Here is a 15987-nt window from a genome sequence, read left to right on the forward strand (position 1 = left end):
GAGCGGGGGCTTTCCCTTTATGATGCCCCCATGCGGCGTGTGCTAGTGGCAGGAAACTGGAAGATGCACAAGGTTCCCTCGGAGGCCCGGGTCTGGCTGGCGGAGCTAAAAAGGCTCCTTCCCCCCTTGGACTCGGAGGCGGCGGTCCTACCCGCCTTCCCCATGCTCCCGGTGGCCAAGGAGGTCCTCTCGGGCACGGGGGTCGCCTACGGGGCCCAGGACGTGTCCGCCCACCGGGAGGGGGCCTACACCGGGGAGGTGTCGGCCCGGATGCTCGCCGACCTGGGATGCCGCTACGCCATCGTGGGCCACTCGGAAAGAAGGCGCTACCACGGGGAAAGCGATGCGCTGGTGGCGGAGAAGGCCAAAAGGCTTCTGGAGGAGGGCATCACCCCCATCCTCTGCGTGGGGGAGCCTCTAGAAGTCCGGGAGAGGGGAGAGGCCGTACCCTACACCCTGGCCCAGCTTTTGGGGAGCCTTAAGGGCGTGGAGCCCGAAAGCCCCGATCGCCTGGTCATCGCCTATGAGCCCGTCTGGGCCATCGGCACCGGGAAAAACGCCACCCCCGAGGACGCCGAGGCCATGCACCAGGCCATCCGCCAGGCCCTCGCCGAGCGCTACGGAGAGGCCTTCGCCAGCCGGGTGCGCGTCCTCTACGGGGGAAGCGTGAACCCCAAGAACTTCGCCGACCTCCTCTCCATGCCCAACGTGGACGGGGGGCTCGTGGGCGGGGCCAGCCTGGAGCTGGAAAGCTTCCTCGCCCTCCTTCGGATGGCGGGCTAAGCGGCTACGGAGCGAGGCCAAGAAGCCTCGCCCAAGGGGACCTCTCCCCACGGGCATAAAGTTGCGCTACCCTATCCCCATGCGCCTCCACCCCCGGACCCAGGCCGCCAAGGAGAGCATCTTTCCCAAGATGAGCGCCCTCGCCCAGCGCCTGGGCGCGGTGAACCTGGGCCAGGGCTTCCCCTCCACCCCCCCGCCTCCCTTCCTCCTGGAGGCGGTGCGCCGCGCCCTGGGCCGCTACGACCAGTACGCCCCTCCCGCCGGGCTTCCTGCTTTAAGGGAGGCCCTGGCGGAGGAGTTTGGCGTGGAGCCTGAGGCCGTGGTGGTCACCTCCGGGGCCACCGAGGCCCTTTACGTCCTCCTCCAGAGCTTGGTGGGGCCGGGGGAGGAGGTGGTGGTCCTGGAACCCTTCTTTGACGTCTACCTGCCGGACGCTTTCCTGGCCGGGGCCGAGGCCCGGCTGGTGCGGCTTCCCCTGGAGGAAGGGGGCTTCCGGCTGGACCTTGGGGCCTTGGAGAGGGCCATCGCCCCAAGGACCCGCCTCCTCCTCCTGAACACGCCTATGAACCCCACGGGCCTCGTCTTCAAGGAAGCGGAGCTAAAGGCCATCGCCGAGCTTGCCAGGAGGCACGACCTCTTTCTGGTTTCCGACGAGGTCTACGACGAGCTCTACTACGGGGAGAGGCCCAGGCGCCTTAGGGAGTTCGCCCCGGAGCGCACCTTCACCGTGGGGAGCGCCGGGAAGCGCCTCGAGGCCACCGGCTACCGCGTGGGCTGGATCGTGGGGCCTAAGGCGTTCATGCCCACCATCGCCGGGATGCGCCAGTGGACCAGCTTTTCCGCCCCCTCCCCCCTCCAGGCCGGGGTGGCCGAGGCCCTGAGGGTGGCGAGGCGGGAAGGCTTTTACGAGGCCTTGAGGGAAAGCTACCGGAAAAGGCGGGACCTTCTCGCCGGGAGGCTTAGGGCCCTGGGGCTTCGGGTCTACATCCCTGAGGGCACCTACTTCCTCATGGCCGAGCTTCCGGGGTGGGACGCCTTTCGCCTGGTGGAAAGGGCCCGGGTGGCCCTGATCCCCGCCTCGGCCTTCTACTGGGAAGACCCCCCGGAGGGGCTTTTCCGCTTCGCCTTCTGCAAGAAGGAGGAGGAGCTTATGGTGGCCCTGGAGCGCCTGGCTCCTGTGGTAAACTCCCTGGCGTGAAGCTAAAGCCTGTGGCCTACCTGGAAAAGGGCGAGTTCCCCCTGGAAGAGGGGGAGGCCCTGAGGCTCTACCGGGCCATGCGCCGGGCCCGGTTTTTTGACGAGAAGGCCGTCACCCTCCAGCGCCAGGGGCGGCTTGGGGTCTACCCCCCCTTTATGGGCCAGGAGGCGGCCCAGGTGGGGGTGGCCCTGGCCCTAGGGGAGGGGGACTGGGTGGTCCCCTCCTACCGGGAGAGCGCCATGCTCCTCGCCAGGGGCCTCCCCATCCACGTCCTCATCCTCTACTGGCGGGCCCACCCGGCGGGCTGGGGCTTTCCCGAGGGGGTGCGGGTGGTGAACCCCTACATCCCCATCGCCACCCAGATTCCCCAGGCCGTGGGCCTGGCCCTGGCGGGCCGGTACCGGGGGGAGGACTGGGTGGTGGCCACCTCCATCGGGGACGGGGGCACCAGCGAGGGGGACTTTCACGAGGGCCTGAACTTCGCCGCCGTCTTCCAGGCCCCGGTGGTCTTCCTGGTGCAGAACAACGGCTACGCCATCAGCGTTCCCCGCGCCAAGCAGATGCGGGTGGACTACATCGCCCGTAGGGCCGAGGGCTACGGCATGCCCGGGGTGGTGGTGGACGGGAACGATGCCTTTGCCGTCTACCTGGAGGCTAAGAAGGCGGTGGAAAGGGCGAGGCGGGGGGAAGGCCCTACCCTCCTCGAGGCCCTCACCTACCGCCTGGCCCCCCACACCACCTCTGACGACCCCACCCGCTACCGCACCCGGGAGGAGGAGGAGGCCTGGCGGCGGAAGGACCCCATCCTGCGCCTTAGGAAGGCCCTGGAGGAAAGAGGCCTCTGGGACGAGGAGAGGGAAAGGGCTCTTCTGGAGGAGCTGGAGGAGGAGTTCGCCCGGGAGCTGGCCCTGGCCGACCAAGCCCCAGAGCCCAGGCCTGAGGAGATCGTGGAGCACGTCTACAAGGAGATGGGCCCCGACCAGAGGCGGGCTTATGAGGCCCTGCGGCGGGGCCTCCACGTGGAGGAGGCATGGTAGCCGAGAAGACGCGCCTTCTCAACATGGTCCAGGCCATCAACGAGGCCCTGGACCTGGCCCTTTCCCGGGACGGGAGGGTCTTGGTCTTCGGGGAGGACGTGGGGCGGCTTGGGGGGGTCTTCCGGGTCACCGAGGGGCTTCAGGCCAAGCACGGGGAAAGCCGGGTCTTTGACACCCCTCTGGCGGAAAGCGGCATCCTAGGCATGGCCATCGGCCTGGCCATGGGGGGGATGCGCCCCGTGGCCGAGATCCAGTTCGCCGGCTTCCTCTACCCCGCCCTGGACCAGATCCTCTCCCACCTGGGGCGGTGGCGGCACCGCTCCCGGGGGCGGGTGGGCCTTCCCGTGGTGGTGCGGGCTCCCTACGGCGGGGGCGTCCACACCCCGGAACAGCACGCCGACTCCCCGGAGGCCATCCTGGCCCACGCCCCGGGGGTCAAGGTGGTAATCCCCTCGAGCCCAGAAAGGGCCAAGGGCCTCCTCCTTTCGGCCATAGAGGACGAGGACCCGGTCTTTTTCCTGGAGGCCATCAAGCTCTACCGGAGCGCCCGGGCCCCCGTCCCCGAGGGCTACTACACCCTGCCCCTGGGAAAGGCCCGGGTGGTGCGCCAGGGGAAGGCCGCCACCTTGATCGGCTACGGGGGGATGGTGGAGGTGATGCTGGAGGCGGCGGAGGTGGCGGCCCGGGAAGGGGTGGAGGTCATGGTGGTGGACCTGGAGACCCTGGTGCCCCTGGACGAGGACACCCTCCTGGAGGCGGTGCGGGAGACGGGCCGGGCGGTGGTGGTCTACGAGGCCATGCGCACCGGGGGCTTTGGGGCCGAGGTGGCCGCCCGCATCGCCGAAGGGGCCATAGACCACCTCGAGGCCCCGGTCCTCCGGGTGGCGGGGTACGACGCCCCCTACCCGCCCTTCAGCGCCATTGAGGACCTCTACCGCCCCAACGCCAGGAGGGTCCTGGCCGCCCTCAGGAAGGTGCTAACCTATTAGGGCTTCTTCCGGGCCCCGCCAAAGGGCCGCCCGTCATTCCAAGCCTTTGGGGCCCCCGCCGTGGTAAAGCCACGGCGGGGCGCTTAGAGTGGAGGGCATGGAGCGGCCCATTTCTGAGGCGTACTTCCAGGAGGCAGGGAGGCACATCCCGGGCGGGGTGAGCAGCCCGGTCAGGGCCTTCAAGGCGGTGGGGGGGACTCCCCCTTACCTGGTGCGGGGCGAGGGGGCCTACGTCTGGGACGCGGACGGGAACCGCTACCTGGACTACGTCCTGAGCTGGGGGCCCCTCATCCTGGGCCACGCCCACCCCAAAGTCCTTTCCCGGGTGCGGGAGGTCATGGAGGGAGGGCTCACCTTCGGGGCGCCCCACCCCCTCGAGGTGGCCCTAGCCAAAAAGGTCAAGGCGGCCTACCCGGGCGTGGAGCTGGTGCGCTTCGTGAGCTCGGGGACGGAGGCCACCATGAGCGCCCTGAGGCTCGCCCGGGGGTACACGGGCCGGGACCTGATCGTCAAGTTCCGGGGGAACTACCACGGCCACGCCGACGGCCTTCTGGTGGAGGCGGGAAGCGGGGCCCTCACCCTGGGGGTGCCCTCCTCGGCCGGGGTGCCCGAGGCCTACGCCCGGCTCACCCTGGTCCTGGAGTACAACGACGCCGAGGGGCTCAGGGAGGTCCTGAGGCGCCGGGGGGAGGAGATCGCCGCCATCATCTTTGAACCGGTGGTGGGGAACGCCGGGGTGCTGGTCCCCACCGAGGACTTCCTGAAGGCCCTCCACGAGGCCAGGGAGTTTGGCGTCCTCCTCATCGCCGACGAGGTGATGACGGGCTTCCGCCTGGCCTTTGGCGGGGCCACGGAGCGTTTTGGCCTCAAGCCCGACCTCGTCACCCTGGGCAAGGTCCTGGGCGGGGGGCTTCCCGCCGCCGCCTACGGGGGGAGGCGGGAGGTCATGGAGCGGGTGGCCCCCCTTGGGCCCGTCTACCAGGCGGGGACCCTTTCTGGGAACCCGCTGGCCATGGCCTCGGGGTTGGCCACCTTGGAAATCCTGGAGGCGGACCCCGGCCTCTACGCCCACCTGGAGGCCGTGGGGGCCAGGCTGGAGGCGGGGCTTAGGGAGGTCTTGACCAGGAAGGGCGTGCCCCACACCATCAACCGGGTGGGGTCCATGCTGACCGTCTTCTTCACCGAAGGCCCCGTGCGCACCTTCGCCGAGGCCAGGCGCACCGATACCGAGCTCTTCAAGCGCTTCTTCCACGGCCTTCTTTCCCGGGGCGTGTACTGGCCGCCCTCCAACTTTGAGGCCGCCTTCCTCTCCACCGCCCACGGCGAGGAGGAGGTGGCGAGGACCCTCGAGGCCCTGGAGGGGGCCCTATAATGGACGGGCGGGAGGAGCTTCTCGCCAGGGTTCGCGCCAGGGTCGCCAGGTGCTCCTGGGACGAGTTTCTGGACCTAGCCGAGGCCTATGGGTTCTCCCTCCATGTGGGCAAGGGTAGCAGGAGAAGGCTTTCACATAAGAGCGGTTTGGTGGTCAGCGTCCACGAGCCACATCCAAGGAGCAAGCCCGTTCACCCTGAAGCGGTCAAGGCTCTGCTGAGGGCCATAGAGAGGTTGGAGGATGAGACTTAGGGTGCTGGTAGAATACCATCCGGAGCTGGAAGGTGAGCACGAGCCCTACGTGGCCCGGCTTTTGGACTACCCGGAGCTCCAAGGGTACGGCTTCACCCCGGGGGAAGCCATTCAGGATGCCCTGGGCTTTTTGGAGGAATACCTGGGCCGCCCCTTGAGGATTATTCGGGAAGAGGTCCAGGTAGACGTGGCGTGACCCTCAAGGACCCCATCTGCGCCATCGCCACGCCCCCCGGCAAGGGGGCCATCGGCGTAGTGCGCCTTTCCGGGGAGGGGGCCTTGGAGCTGGCCGCCCGGGCCTTCCGGGGCCGGGACCCGAGGCGCCTCAAGGGCGGCCGCTTCACCCTGGGGGAGGTGGTGGACCCCGCCACGGGGGAGGTCATTGACCAGGCCCTGCTTTTGGTCTTCCGGGCCCCCCACTCCTACACCGGGGAGGACCTGGTGGAGTTCCAGACCCACGGCTCCCCGGCGGTCTTGAGGCGGGTGATGGAGGTCCTGGTCTCCTTGGGGGCGAGGCCCGCCGGGCGGGGAGAGTTCACCTTAAGGGCCTACCTCAACGGCAAGCTGGACCTGGCCCAGGCGGAGGCCGTTTTGGCCCTCATAGAGGCGGAAGGGGAGCTGGCCAGGAGGCAGGCCCTGAGGGCCTTGGAGGGGGCCCTTTCCCGCAGGATCGCCGCCTTGGAGGAGAAGCTCCTTGGGCTTTTGGCCCACATCCAGGCCCTTTTGGACTACCCCGAGGAGGGGGTGGAGCCCCACCGGGCGGAAGGGGTGATCCGGGAGGCTTTGGCGGAGGTGGAGGGCCTTTTGGCCCAGGCCAAGGCCTCCCGCCTGGCCCAGAAGGGAGCCCGCCTGGCCCTGATCGGGGCGCCTAACGCCGGGAAGAGCTCCCTCTTGAACGCCCTTTTGGGCTACGAGCGGGCTTTGGTTTCCCCCATTCCCGGCACCACCCGGGACTACCTGGAGGCCCCCCTGGAGCTTTTCGGCATCCCCCTCATCGCCGTGGACACCGCCGGGGTGCGGGAGACGGAGGACCCCCTGGAGCGGGCGGGGGTGGAGCGGGCCCTCAGGATTGCCGAGGAGGCGGACCTCATCCTCTACGTGGCCGACCGCTCGCTTCCCCGGCCCCCGCCGCCCCCCCTTCCCTGGGAGAGGGTCGTCCGGGTGGCCACCAAGGCCGACCTGCCCCCGGCCTGGGAGGACCCGGCCTTTCTTTCCGTCTCCAGTCTGACGGGGGAGGGGATGGAGAGGCTCAAGGAGGCCCTGAAGGAGGCCCTTCTGGGCCGGGAGGGCGGGGAGTTCCTCCTCACCGAGCGCCAGGTGGAGGCCCTCGTTAGGGCCAAAGAAAGGCTAGGGGAGGCCCTCGCGCTCCCCGAGGACCTCATGGGCCTGGCCCTGGAGGAGGCCCTGAAGGCCCTGGCCGCCCTTACGGGGCGGGAGGTGGCCGAGGAGGTGGTGGCCCGGGTCTTCCAGAACTTCTGCGTGGGCAAGTAGGCCGGGCCTTAGGGGAGGAAGGCCTCGAGGATCTCCTCCACCTGGTCGGTCTCTATGAGGAAGGCGTCGTGGCCGTGGGGGCTCTTGATCTCCCGGTATCGGGCCCCGGCCAGGCGGGCCGCCTCCCGCACCTCCCAGGCGGGGTAGAGGAGGTCGGTGTCAATGCCCACGAAGAGGGCGGGCAGGTCCCGAAGCCTTTTGAGGGCGGCCTCGAGGCCCCCCCGCCCCCGGCCCACGTCGTGGGTGTCCATGGCCCGGGATAGAACCAGGTAGCTCTCGGCGTGAAAGCGCTTCAGGAACTTCTCCCCCTGGTAGTCCAGATAGGCCTCCCCTAGCTCCGGGGCCTCCTGCCAGCGGGCGGCGAACCCCTCGGGGGCCCGGTAGCTCATCATGGCGATGCCCCGGGCCAGGGCCATGCCCCTGGGGGCGGGGTGGCCCTCTTGGTACCCGGGGTCCAGGAGGATGGCCTGGCGGGCGAGGTGGTTGAAGGCCCGGGCCCAGGGGCCGTGGCGGGGCGGGGCCGCCAGGACCACCAGCTTCCTAACCCGCTCCGGGTACATGAGGGCGAACTCCAAGGCCACCATCCCCCCCAGGCTCCCGCCGATCACCGTCGCCTTCTCCACCCCCAGGTGGTCCAGAAGCCTGGCCTGGGCCCGGGCCAGGTCCCGGATGGTGAGGGGCGGAAAGTCTTTGCCGTAGGGCTTCCCCGTCCTGGGGTCTAAGGAGAGGGGCCCGGTGGAGCCGTAGCAGCTTCCCAGGTGGTTGGCGGAGATGACGTAGTAGAGGCTTGGGTCCAGGATCCTCCCCGGCCCCACCAGGCTGTCCCACCAGCCTTCCTTCCCAAAGGCCCTTTCCAGGGGGGAGAGGCTTTGGAAGGTGGCCTCGTCGTAGACCCCCGCCAGGTGGGCGCTCCCCGTGAGGGCGTGGAAGACCAGGACGGCGTTATCCCGCTTGCGGGAAAGCCCCCCGTAGGTCTCAAAGCGGAGGCGCACCTCGGGCAAAAACCCTCCCAGCTCGGTGTAAAACCCCTCCCGCCTGGGGAAGAGGACGGCGGTGCGGGGCCTGGGCGGGGGGATGGAGAGGGGGGAGCGGGGGGGCTTGAGGATCAGCGCCTCGTGGTCCCCCCAGGCCTCCAGGGCGATCTCCCTCATCCCAGGGCCTCCTCTAGCTCCGCCTTCAGGTCCTCCACGTGCTCCAGGCCCACGGAGAGGCGGACCATCTCCGGCGCTACCCCGGCCAGGGCCTGCTCCTCGGGGGAGAGCTGGGAGTGGGTAGTGGAGGCGGGGGGGATGGCCAGGGTCCGGGGGTCCCCCACGTTGGCCAGGTGGGAGATGAGCTTGAGGCGGGAGATGAAGGCCTTGGCCGCCTCGTACCCGCCCTTGAGGCCGAAGGTGAGGACGGCCCCCGGCCTGCCCCGGAAGTACTTCTGGGCCCTTCCGTGGTGGGGGTGGTCCTCGAGGCCCGGGTAGTTGACCCAGGCCACCTTGGGGTGCTCCCTGAGCCAGTGGGCCAGGTGCAGGGTGTTTTCCACGTGGCGCTCCGCCCTTAAGGAGAGGGTCTCCATCCCCAGGAGGACCACCCAGGCCTCAAAGGGCCCCAGGGCCTGCCCCTGGTCCCGGAGGCCGTCCACCCGGGCCTTGACGATGAAGGCCAGGTTGCCGAAGGCCTCGGTGAGCCTGAGGCCGTGGTAGCCGGGCTGGGGCTCGGTGATGAGGGGGTAGCGGCCGTTGTCCCAGGGGAACTGGCCCCGGTCCACGATGGCCCCGGCGATGACCGCCCCGTGCCCCCCCACCCACTTGGTGAGGGAGTGGGTCACCACCGCGGCCCCCCACTCCAGGGGCCTGAGGAGGTAGCCCCCCATGCCGAAGGTGTTGTCCACAAAAAGGGCCACGCCCCGCTCCCGGGCCGCCTGGGCCAGGGCCTCGAGGTCGGGGATATTGAGGGCGGGGTTGCCGATGGACTCCACCCACCAGGCCCGGGTCTTCTCGTCGGTGAGAGCCAGGAACTCCTCCGGGCGCTCCTCCCTGGAGGTGAAGCGCACCTCAATGCCCAGGCGCTTCAGGGTCACCTTGAACTGGTTGAAGGTGCCCCCGTAGAGGTTGGGCGTGGAGACGAGGTTGTCCCCCGCCTGGGCAATGGTGGTGAGGGCCAGGAACTGGGCGGCGTGGCCGCTTGCCGTGGCCAGGGCCGCCTGGCCCCCCTCGAGGGCCGCCAGACGCTTCTCCAGGACGTCCACCGTGGGGTTCATGATGCGGGAGTAGATGTTGCCGAAGGCCCTCAGGGCGAAGAGGTCGGCGGCGTGCTCGGGGCTAGTGAAGACGTAGCTGGTGGTGGGGTAGATGGGCACCTGCCGGCTTGAGGTGGTGGGCTCCGGGGTGTACCCGGCGTGGAGCTGCAGGGTCTCAAAGCGCATCTTGGCCTCCTTCCCCGCGGGGGCGCTGGAAGGGGCCATAAAAAGCCCCTTCCCGGCAAGACCGTTCTCTCGCCAAGAAGGGGTTGGGCGTGGCGCTTACCCCCCTCTCTTATCGTCCCCGGGCGTTTCCCCCGCCCGGGCCGGCGTTGGCACCAGCCCCGCCCGCTTCCGGCCATGGAACGGAGGGGGCGGGAGGTTGCCGCGGTTTCACAGGGCCGTACCCTCCACCGCTCTGGATAAGAGAACGGGCTGGTTTTGGCCGCGCCCCGGCGCGGTTAGGCCCCAGTGTAGAAACCCCGGGGCCCTGCGTCAATCCCCTTTGACCTTTTGCCCCTCCTCCCCTATACTGGACTCCGCTACGGGGAGTAGCGCAGCCCGGTAGCGCACCTCGTTCGGGACGAGGGGGTCGCTGGTTCAAATCCAGTCTCCCCGACCATAGGGCCGGCCCTTGGGGCCGGCTTTCTGTATACTGCCCCCGTGCGCTTTCTGGCGGGCCTGGCCCTCTTCTTCCTGGGCCTCCACCTGGTGGCCGAGGCCCTTTGGGCCTGGAAGGGAAGGCGGGGGCTTCTGGCCCGGGTCCTGGGCTCGCCCTTTTGGGGCCTCCTTTACGGCCTTCTCCTCGGGGCCTTCTCGGGGAGCGGCTCGGGGCTTGGGCTTCTGGCGCTGGCGCTTCTGGAGGTGGGCGTTCTGACCCACGCCCAGGCGGCCCTTCTGGCCCTGGCGGCCACGGCCGGGGCCGGGGTCTGGGTGGGGCTTCTGGCCGTGGCCAGGGAGAGGGTCTGGGAGGCCCTCTTGGTCCTGGCCCTTTTCCTCTACCTGGTGCCCGCCGTAAGGCGCTTCAGCCTCTTCCTCTTCGGCCTCGGCCTCCTCTTTCTGGGCTTCGCCGAGATGGGGGCGGGGCTGGCCCCGGTTCTGGCCCTAGCCCAGAGGCTCTCGGGCCTTGGGGAAGGGTATCTGGCGGGCCTCCTTCTGGGGGGGCTTCTGGGCTCGGCTAACGGCGTGGCCGCGCTGGCCCTGCTCCTTTCCGGGAAGCTTACCCCGGGCGTGGCCGAGGCCCTGGTCCTGGGGGCCGGGGTGGGGACCACCAGCACCTTCTTCTTGGCCGCTTTGGGGGGTCGGGTGGAGGCTTTACGCCTGGGGGTGCCCCTTTTCCTCCACCGCCTTCTCCTTTCCCTGCTTCTTCTGCCCTTGGTCCCTCCCCTGGCCGACGGCGTCCTGGCCTGGCACCTCCTGAGCCACCTCCTCTACGCCCTCCTTTACCCGCCCCTGGCCCCCTTCTGGGAAAGGCTGGCCGAGAGGCTTTTCCCCAGGCGCAGGGTGGCCCCCAAGTACCTGCGCCGTGAGGCCCTGGATACCCCCCTTCTCGCCCTGGGCCTGGCCCGGCGGGAGCTGGCCCGGGTGGCCGACGCTGTGCGGGGGATGCTGGCCCAGGCCATCCGGGTCCTGAGCCAGGAGGAGGGGGGAGAGCGGAGCCTGGAGGCCCTCGAGGCGAAGGTGGACGCCCTGACCCGGGAGCTGGTCCTTTACACCTCGGAGCTGGTGAGCCGCACGGGGGACGAGCGGGCGGTGAAGCTCTTCATGGCCGCCAGCGAGCTGGAGCACCTGGGGGACCTGGTGCGGAGGGTGGTGCGCCAGGCGGAGAGGCTCTGGTCCCAGGGCCTCCGCTTTAGCCCGGAAGGGAAGGAGGACCTGCTTCTTGCGGCCTCCCGGGTCCTTTCCAGCCTGGATAAGCTGGCGGCGGCCCTGGGAGGGGAGCGGGCCCTGGCGGAGGAGGTCTTGCGGGAGCCAGGCGAGGCCTTCTTTGAGGGCCTGAGGCGGGCCCACCTGGCCCGCCTCGAGGCCGGCCTGGCCGAGAGCCGGGCCAGCACCCTGGCCCACCTGGACATCCTCCTCACCCTAGAGGAGGTGGACCAGGGCCTCGCTCGCCTGGCCGGGCTGGCCCTGGAGCTTTAAGCTATGGGCGTGGTGAGGATTCTCGGCGGCAAGGCGAAGGGCGTGCCCCTCAAGGTGCCCGCCTCGGCCCGGCCTTCCCCGGTGCGTCTCAGGAAGGCCCTCTTTGACTACCTGCGCCTCCGCTACCCCAAAAGGGGGCGGTTTCTGGACCTCTACGCGGGAAGCGGGGCGGTGGGCCTCGAGGCGGCCAGCGAGGGCTTTGAGGCCACCCTGGTGGAGAAGGACAAGGAGGCCATCGCCCTCCTCAGGGACAACGCCAGGCGGGCCGGGCTTAAGGTCCGCATCGTCCCCTTGCCGGTGGAGGTCTTCCTTCCCGAGGCCAAGGCCAAAGGGGAGCGCTACACCGTGGCCTTCATGGCCCCGCCCTACCCCATGGACCTGGCGGCCCTTTTCCAGGCCCTTCTGGAAAGCGGCCTGGTGGAGGAGGGGGGGCTTTACATCCTCCAGCACCCCAAGGACCTCCACCTGCCCCTGGGGGAGCGCCGGGTCTACGGGGAGAACGCCCTCACCCTGGTGGAGGTTTAGATGCACGTGGTCTATCCCGGAAGCTTTGACCCCCTGACCAACGGCCACCTGGACGTGATCCAGCGGGCGAGCCGCCTCTTTGCCAAGGTCACGGTGGCCATCCTGGAGAACCCCAACAAGCGGGGGCAGTACCTCTTCACCGCCGAGGAGCGGCTCGCCATCGTCCGGGAGGCCACCGCCCACCTCCCCAACGTGGAGGCCGCTACCTTCAGCGGGCTTCTGGTGGACTTCGTGAAGCGGGTGGGGGCCCAGGCCATCGTCAAGGGCCTGAGGGCCGTCTCCGACTACGAGTACGAGCTGCAGATGGCCCACCTGAACCGTCAGCTCCTGCCGGGCTTGGAAACCCTCTTCATCCTTTCCGCCACCCGCTACTCCTTCGTGTCCAGCACCATGGTGAAGGAGATCGCCCGCTACGGTGGGGACGTGTCCAAGCTGGTCCCTCCCGCCACCTTGAGGGCTTTGAAGGCCAAGTTCGGCCAGGGGTAGAATCCTCTTTGGAGGTTCCTATGAAGGCTTTCGCCAGCAAGTACGGCAACGCTCTGGAGCTGGGCCACCTCATCGGCGGGGAGGAGGTCTTTGAGGGGGCGCCTTTGGAACGGCGAAACCCCTCCGACCACGAGGACCTGATCGCCCGCTTCCCCGAGGGCACCAAGGACACCCTGAGGAAAGCGGCTCTGAAGGCCAGGGAGGCCTTCTTGGAGTGGAGCCGCACCCCGGCCCCGGTCCGGGGCCAGGTCCTCTTCAACCTGGCCAAGATCCTGGAAAGGGAGAAGCCCACCCTGACCCGCCTCATGGTGCGGGAGGTGGGGAAGACCTTCAAGGAGGCGGCGGGGGACGTGCAGGAGGCCATAGACACCGCCATCTTCTTCGCCTCCGAGGGGCGCAGGCTCTACGGCCAGACCGTCCCCAGCGAGATGCGGGACAAGGAGCTCTTCACCTTCAGGAGGCCTTTAGGGGTGGTGGGCATGATCACCGCCGGCAACTTCCCCATCGCCGTGCCCAGCTGGAAGCTGATCCCGGCGGTCCTCACCGGCAACGCTGTGGTCTGGAAGCCCTCCGAAGATTCTCCGGTCCTGTCCTACGTGTTCGTCAAGCTCTTTGAGGAGGCGGGCCTGCCCCCCGGGGTCATCAACCTGGTCTTCGGCGGGGGCAAGGACTCCACGGGCCAGTGGTTGGTGGAGCTCATGGACGAGGGGCTTTTCCAGAAGTTCGCCTTCACGGGGAGCACCAAGGTGGGCCGCTGGATCGGGGAGGTGGCGGGGCGGAACCTCATCCGGCCCACCCTGGAGCTTGGGGGCAAGAACCCGCTGGTGGTCATGCGGGACGCCGATCTGGACCTGGCGGTGGAGGGAGCCTGGTGGAGCGCCTTCGCCACCGGGGGACAGCGGTGCACCTCGGCGGGCAACATCCTGGTGGATGCCCCCATCTACGAGGAGTTCAAGCGCCGCTTTTTGGAGAAGGTGGAGGCCACCGCCATCGGCAACCCCCTCCTTTACCCTGAGGTCACCTACGGCCCCTTCATCAACGAGAGGCTTTACGCCCGCTGGCTGGAGCACTACCGCTGGGCCGAGGAGGACGGGGCCACGCTCCTTTTCGGCCGGGGGCGCATCACCCGGGACAACCCCTACCCCCGCTTCCACGGGGACCCTGAGGCCGGCCTTTTCGGCTGGCCCACGGTCTTTGAAGCCCGCCCCGGCATGCGCCAGTTCCAGGAGGAGATCTTCGGGCCCACCGTCAACCTGGTGAAGGTGGACGGCATTGAGGAAGCCATAGAGGTGGCCAACAGCCCCCCTTACGGGCTTTCCAGCGCCATCTACACCAACCACCGCCACTGGGCCTACCTCTTCAAGGTGGGGATCCGGGCCGGCATGACCAGCATCAACAACGCCACCGTGGGGGCCGAGGCCCACCTGCCTTTCGGCGGGGTGAAGGCCAGCGGCAACGGGGCCCGGGAGTCGGGGATCTGGGTCATTGAGGAGTACACCTACTGGCACGCGGTCAACGAGGAGTACTCCGGCAGGCTCCAGCTGGCCCAGATGGACACCGGCTACATAAGCCCCAAGGAGCCCACGGACTGGGGGAAGGTGTTGGGGGTCTAGCCTATTCGGCTAGCCCTTTTATCGCCTTCCAGGTCACCCGCTTTTGGGCCGCAAGGCGGCCCAAAAGCTTTAGGATGCGGCTGGCCGATTCTTCGGATACGTTCCCCTCTTGAGCCAAGAGCTTCACTAGCTCCTGGGAGGAAACTTTGCGAGGGGCCGCCTTCGGTTTGGGCGCTCGTGGCACCTTGCGCAAGAAGGCCGTGGGGAGGCTCTCCACGCCCAGGGTGTCCCCCTTGGGGTTCAAGAACTCCACCTCTACCTGCTTCCCGCTGGGGTAGACGAGGACCACCACGCCCCGGGTTCCCCTGACAAAGGAGGGGAGATCCCTGGTCAGTTCCACGCTGTCAAGCTCCTGTAGCCTCATGGCAGCGGTCCCTGGTTCCGGCGGGGTAGGCGGTGACAAACGTTGCTTCCCCTTCCTCAATGTACCCGCTCATGAACCTTTCCACAGGGCCCGTGGGCGCGTGCAGGGGGCCTAGGTAGCTTACCAGATAGCCTTTGCCCTCGGCTCCGGGGCGGATCTGGCAGACGGCGGCTTCCCGGGCATGCTGGATCAGGGCCTGTTCCAGGGTAGCGGGGTCTTTGGGGCTAAACCCCTTGCTAGGAGGAGAAAACGGGCCTTGGCCCGGCCTGCCTCGTGATTCGGGTTGAGGAGGTACTTCGTGAGCTTGCGCCGGGGAACAAAGAAGCGGTTTCCCCTCATTGGGCGCTTTCCAGATCAGGCCGAAGGCGCACCGCCTCCCGCAGGTACACGTGGCGCACCCGATCCTGAGGGGTGTCCGTGTTCCAGAGGGCGAGGACCCGGATGACCCGGGGGAGGCTTCCCGGCACCGGCACCTCCCGGGCCGAGAGGAGGGGGACGCGGTGCATGCCGATCTGCCGGGCGGCCTCGGCGGGGAAGGCCGAGGGGAGGTCCTCGGTGACGGTGAAGATGATGGCGGCCAGCTCCTCGTGGCTCTGAATGCCGTTGGCCTCCAGCATCTTCAAAAGGAGCTCCCGGGTAGCCCGGTGGATGGCCTCGGGCGTGTCCTCCTCCACGGTGATGGCCCCCCGTATGCCCCGCACCATAGTTAGGCCCCATGCTAAGGGGTTTTCCCTCCGGAGGCAAGTTGGGTAGACTCTACCCCATGAACCTTATGGCCGTCTTCGCCCATCCCGATGACGAGATCGGGGCCTCGGGCACCCTGGCCCTGCACGCCCGGAGGGGGGACAGGGTCCTTCTGGTCTGGATGACCCGGGGGGAGCTGGCGAGCCAGTTCGGCGAGGCCAGCCCGGAGGAGGTGGCCCGGGTGCGGGAGGGGCATGGGGCCCACGTGGCGGGCCTTCTAGGGGCCGAGTACCGCTTTCTCCCCTTTAGGGACACCTTCCTCACGGGGGGTAGGGAGGAGGCCCTGGCCCTGGCCCGGCTCATGGCCGACTTCCGCCCCCAGGCGGTCCTCACCTGGGACCCCCTGGACGTCCACCCGGACCACCGGGCCACCTACCAGGCGGTGCTTTCCGCCCTGAAGCTCTGCCGCATCCCCAAGCTGGTGGGGGAGGCCCACCGGGAGCCCGTGCGCCTTTACCACTACCCGAGGCGGGACCTCCTGAGGCCCCTGGTCCACGTGGACGTGACGGAGACCGAGGAGGTGGCCGAGGCCGTCTTCGCCTTCTACCAGGCCTTCTACCGCTGGCCGGTTACCCTCGAGGACTTTCGCGCCCGTCGTCGGCTTCGGGGACAGGAGGCGGGGGTGGCGTTTGCGGAGGCGTTTCAGACGGAGACCCCTCCGGCGTGGCCGGGGCTTCCGGGCGGGCCTCCTCCAGGGCGTGGGCGGGGGTGAGGACGTAGGCTAGGAGGACGGCGGGGATGACCAGGGGCAAGGTGGCGTACCCGCCC

The 15987-nt window shown here is 68.8% G+C and carries 18 protein-coding genes, 1 tRNA gene and 1 riboswitch; of the genes, 14 read left to right on the plus strand and 5 right to left on the minus strand.

Going from position 1 to position 15987, the window contains the following annotated elements; translation table 11 throughout:
* Positions 1-30 precede the first annotated feature (30 nt).
* From tpiA to mnmE, 8 genes are all read left to right on the plus strand, one after another.
* Positions 31-783 (plus strand): triose-phosphate isomerase, encoded by a 753-nt coding sequence (gene tpiA / locus BVI061214_RS08915; protein WP_053768086.1) that lies wholly within the window; start codon positions 31-33, stop codon positions 781-783.
* Between the two features lie 79 nt (positions 784-862).
* Positions 863-1981, plus strand: coding sequence for a pyridoxal phosphate-dependent aminotransferase (locus BVI061214_RS08920; protein ID WP_053768087.1), 1119 nt, complete (start codon positions 863-865; stop codon positions 1979-1981).
* Entirely contained in the window at positions 1978-3018 is a 1041-nt protein-coding gene (pdhA, locus tag BVI061214_RS08925; protein ID WP_053768088.1) for a pyruvate dehydrogenase (acetyl-transferring) E1 component subunit alpha, read from the plus strand. The genes BVI061214_RS08920 and pdhA overlap by 4 nt, the downstream gene beginning before the upstream one ends.
* Complete coding sequence (locus tag BVI061214_RS08930) at positions 3012-4007, plus strand: alpha-ketoacid dehydrogenase subunit beta (protein ID WP_053768089.1); 996 nt, start codon at positions 3012-3014, stop codon at positions 4005-4007. The genes pdhA and BVI061214_RS08930 overlap by 7 nt, the downstream gene beginning before the upstream one ends.
* 97 nt (positions 4008-4104) lie before the next feature.
* On the plus strand, positions 4105-5379 hold the full coding sequence (gene hemL, locus BVI061214_RS08935) for a glutamate-1-semialdehyde 2,1-aminomutase (RefSeq protein ID WP_053768090.1): 1275 nt from the start codon (positions 4105-4107) through the stop codon (positions 5377-5379).
* The gene (locus BVI061214_RS08940) at positions 5379-5630 is read left to right on the plus strand and encodes a type II toxin-antitoxin system HicA family toxin (RefSeq protein ID WP_053768091.1); all 252 of its coding nucleotides are present in this window, start codon (positions 5379-5381) and stop codon (positions 5628-5630) included. Before hemL ends, BVI061214_RS08940 begins: the two co-directional genes overlap by 1 nt.
* The gene (locus BVI061214_RS08945) at positions 5620-5826 is read left to right on the plus strand and encodes a hypothetical protein (RefSeq protein WP_003045676.1); all 207 of its coding nucleotides are present in this window, start codon (positions 5620-5622) and stop codon (positions 5824-5826) included. Before BVI061214_RS08940 ends, BVI061214_RS08945 begins: the two co-directional genes overlap by 11 nt.
* Positions 5823-7121 carry a tRNA uridine-5-carboxymethylaminomethyl(34) synthesis GTPase MnmE gene (gene mnmE, locus BVI061214_RS08950; RefSeq protein ID WP_053768092.1) on the plus strand — a complete coding sequence of 433 codons (1299 nt, stop codon included), beginning with the start codon at positions 5823-5825 and terminating at the stop codon, positions 7119-7121. The genes BVI061214_RS08945 and mnmE overlap by 4 nt, the downstream gene beginning before the upstream one ends.
* 8 nt (positions 7122-7129) lie before the next feature.
* Here the strand turns inward: mnmE and metX are convergent, their stop codons facing one another.
* Both metX and BVI061214_RS08960 read right to left on the minus strand, forming a co-directional pair.
* Positions 7130-8272: a homoserine O-acetyltransferase MetX gene (gene metX, locus BVI061214_RS08955; protein WP_053768093.1), complete on the minus strand. Its 1143-nt coding sequence runs from the start codon at positions 8270-8272 to the stop codon at positions 7130-7132.
* The gene (locus BVI061214_RS08960; RefSeq protein WP_053768630.1) at positions 8269-9534 is read right to left on the minus strand and encodes an O-acetylhomoserine aminocarboxypropyltransferase/cysteine synthase family protein; all 1266 of its coding nucleotides are present in this window, start codon (positions 9532-9534) and stop codon (positions 8269-8271) included. Before BVI061214_RS08960 ends, metX begins: the two co-directional genes overlap by 4 nt.
* A 106-nt stretch (positions 9535-9640) precedes the next feature.
* Positions 9641-9777: riboswitch (SAM riboswitch) on the minus strand.
* Between the two features lie 116 nt (positions 9778-9893).
* Here BVI061214_RS08960 and BVI061214_RS08965 point away from each other — a divergent pair.
* The 5 genes from BVI061214_RS08965 to BVI061214_RS08985 all read left to right on the plus strand — a co-directional run bounded on the left by BVI061214_RS08965 (position 9894) and on the right by BVI061214_RS08985 (position 14111).
* Positions 9894-9970, plus strand: a tRNA-Pro gene (locus BVI061214_RS08965).
* Between the two features lie 41 nt (positions 9971-10011).
* Positions 10012-11487 carry a Na/Pi cotransporter family protein gene (locus tag BVI061214_RS08970; RefSeq protein ID WP_053768094.1) on the plus strand — a complete coding sequence of 492 codons (1476 nt, stop codon included), beginning with the start codon at positions 10012-10014 and terminating at the stop codon, positions 11485-11487.
* 9 nt (positions 11488-11496) lie between these two features.
* A complete protein-coding gene (locus BVI061214_RS08975) occupies positions 11497-12012 on the plus strand; it encodes an RsmD family RNA methyltransferase (protein ID WP_053768631.1) in 516 nt (171 codons plus the stop codon).
* Positions 12013-12498 carry a pantetheine-phosphate adenylyltransferase gene (coaD, locus tag BVI061214_RS08980; protein ID WP_053768095.1) on the plus strand — a complete coding sequence of 162 codons (486 nt, stop codon included), beginning with the start codon at positions 12013-12015 and terminating at the stop codon, positions 12496-12498. It begins immediately after the preceding gene.
* Between the two features lie 20 nt (positions 12499-12518).
* Complete coding sequence (locus BVI061214_RS08985) at positions 12519-14111, plus strand: aldehyde dehydrogenase family protein (protein WP_053768096.1); 1593 nt, start codon at positions 12519-12521, stop codon at positions 14109-14111.
* A gap of 1 nt (position 14112) precedes the next feature.
* On the opposite strand, the gene BVI061214_RS08990 is transcribed toward BVI061214_RS08985, so the two are convergent.
* The 3 genes from BVI061214_RS08990 to aroH form a co-directional block, all read right to left on the minus strand.
* Positions 14113-14451 carry a DUF4926 domain-containing protein gene (locus tag BVI061214_RS08990; RefSeq protein ID WP_211256782.1) on the minus strand — a complete coding sequence of 113 codons (339 nt, stop codon included), beginning with the start codon at positions 14449-14451 and terminating at the stop codon, positions 14113-14115.
* A 213-nt stretch (positions 14452-14664) separates the two neighbouring features.
* Complete coding sequence (locus BVI061214_RS14105) at positions 14665-14814, minus strand: DUF6883 domain-containing protein (RefSeq protein ID WP_346179656.1); 150 nt, start codon at positions 14812-14814, stop codon at positions 14665-14667.
* A complete protein-coding gene (gene aroH / locus BVI061214_RS08995; protein ID WP_053768098.1) occupies positions 14811-15179 on the minus strand; it encodes a chorismate mutase in 369 nt (122 codons plus the stop codon). Before aroH ends, BVI061214_RS14105 begins: the two co-directional genes overlap by 4 nt.
* A 68-nt stretch (positions 15180-15247) precedes the next feature.
* On the opposite strand from aroH, the gene BVI061214_RS12590 reads away from it, so the two are divergent.
* On the plus strand, positions 15248-15931 hold the full coding sequence (locus BVI061214_RS12590; protein WP_082333165.1) for a PIG-L deacetylase family protein: 684 nt from the start codon (positions 15248-15250) through the stop codon (positions 15929-15931).
* Positions 15932-15987 lie beyond the last annotated feature (56 nt).

The organism is Thermus aquaticus, assembly GCF_001280255.1.
Classification (GTDB): Bacteria; Deinococcota; Deinococci; order Deinococcales; family Thermaceae; genus Thermus; species Thermus aquaticus.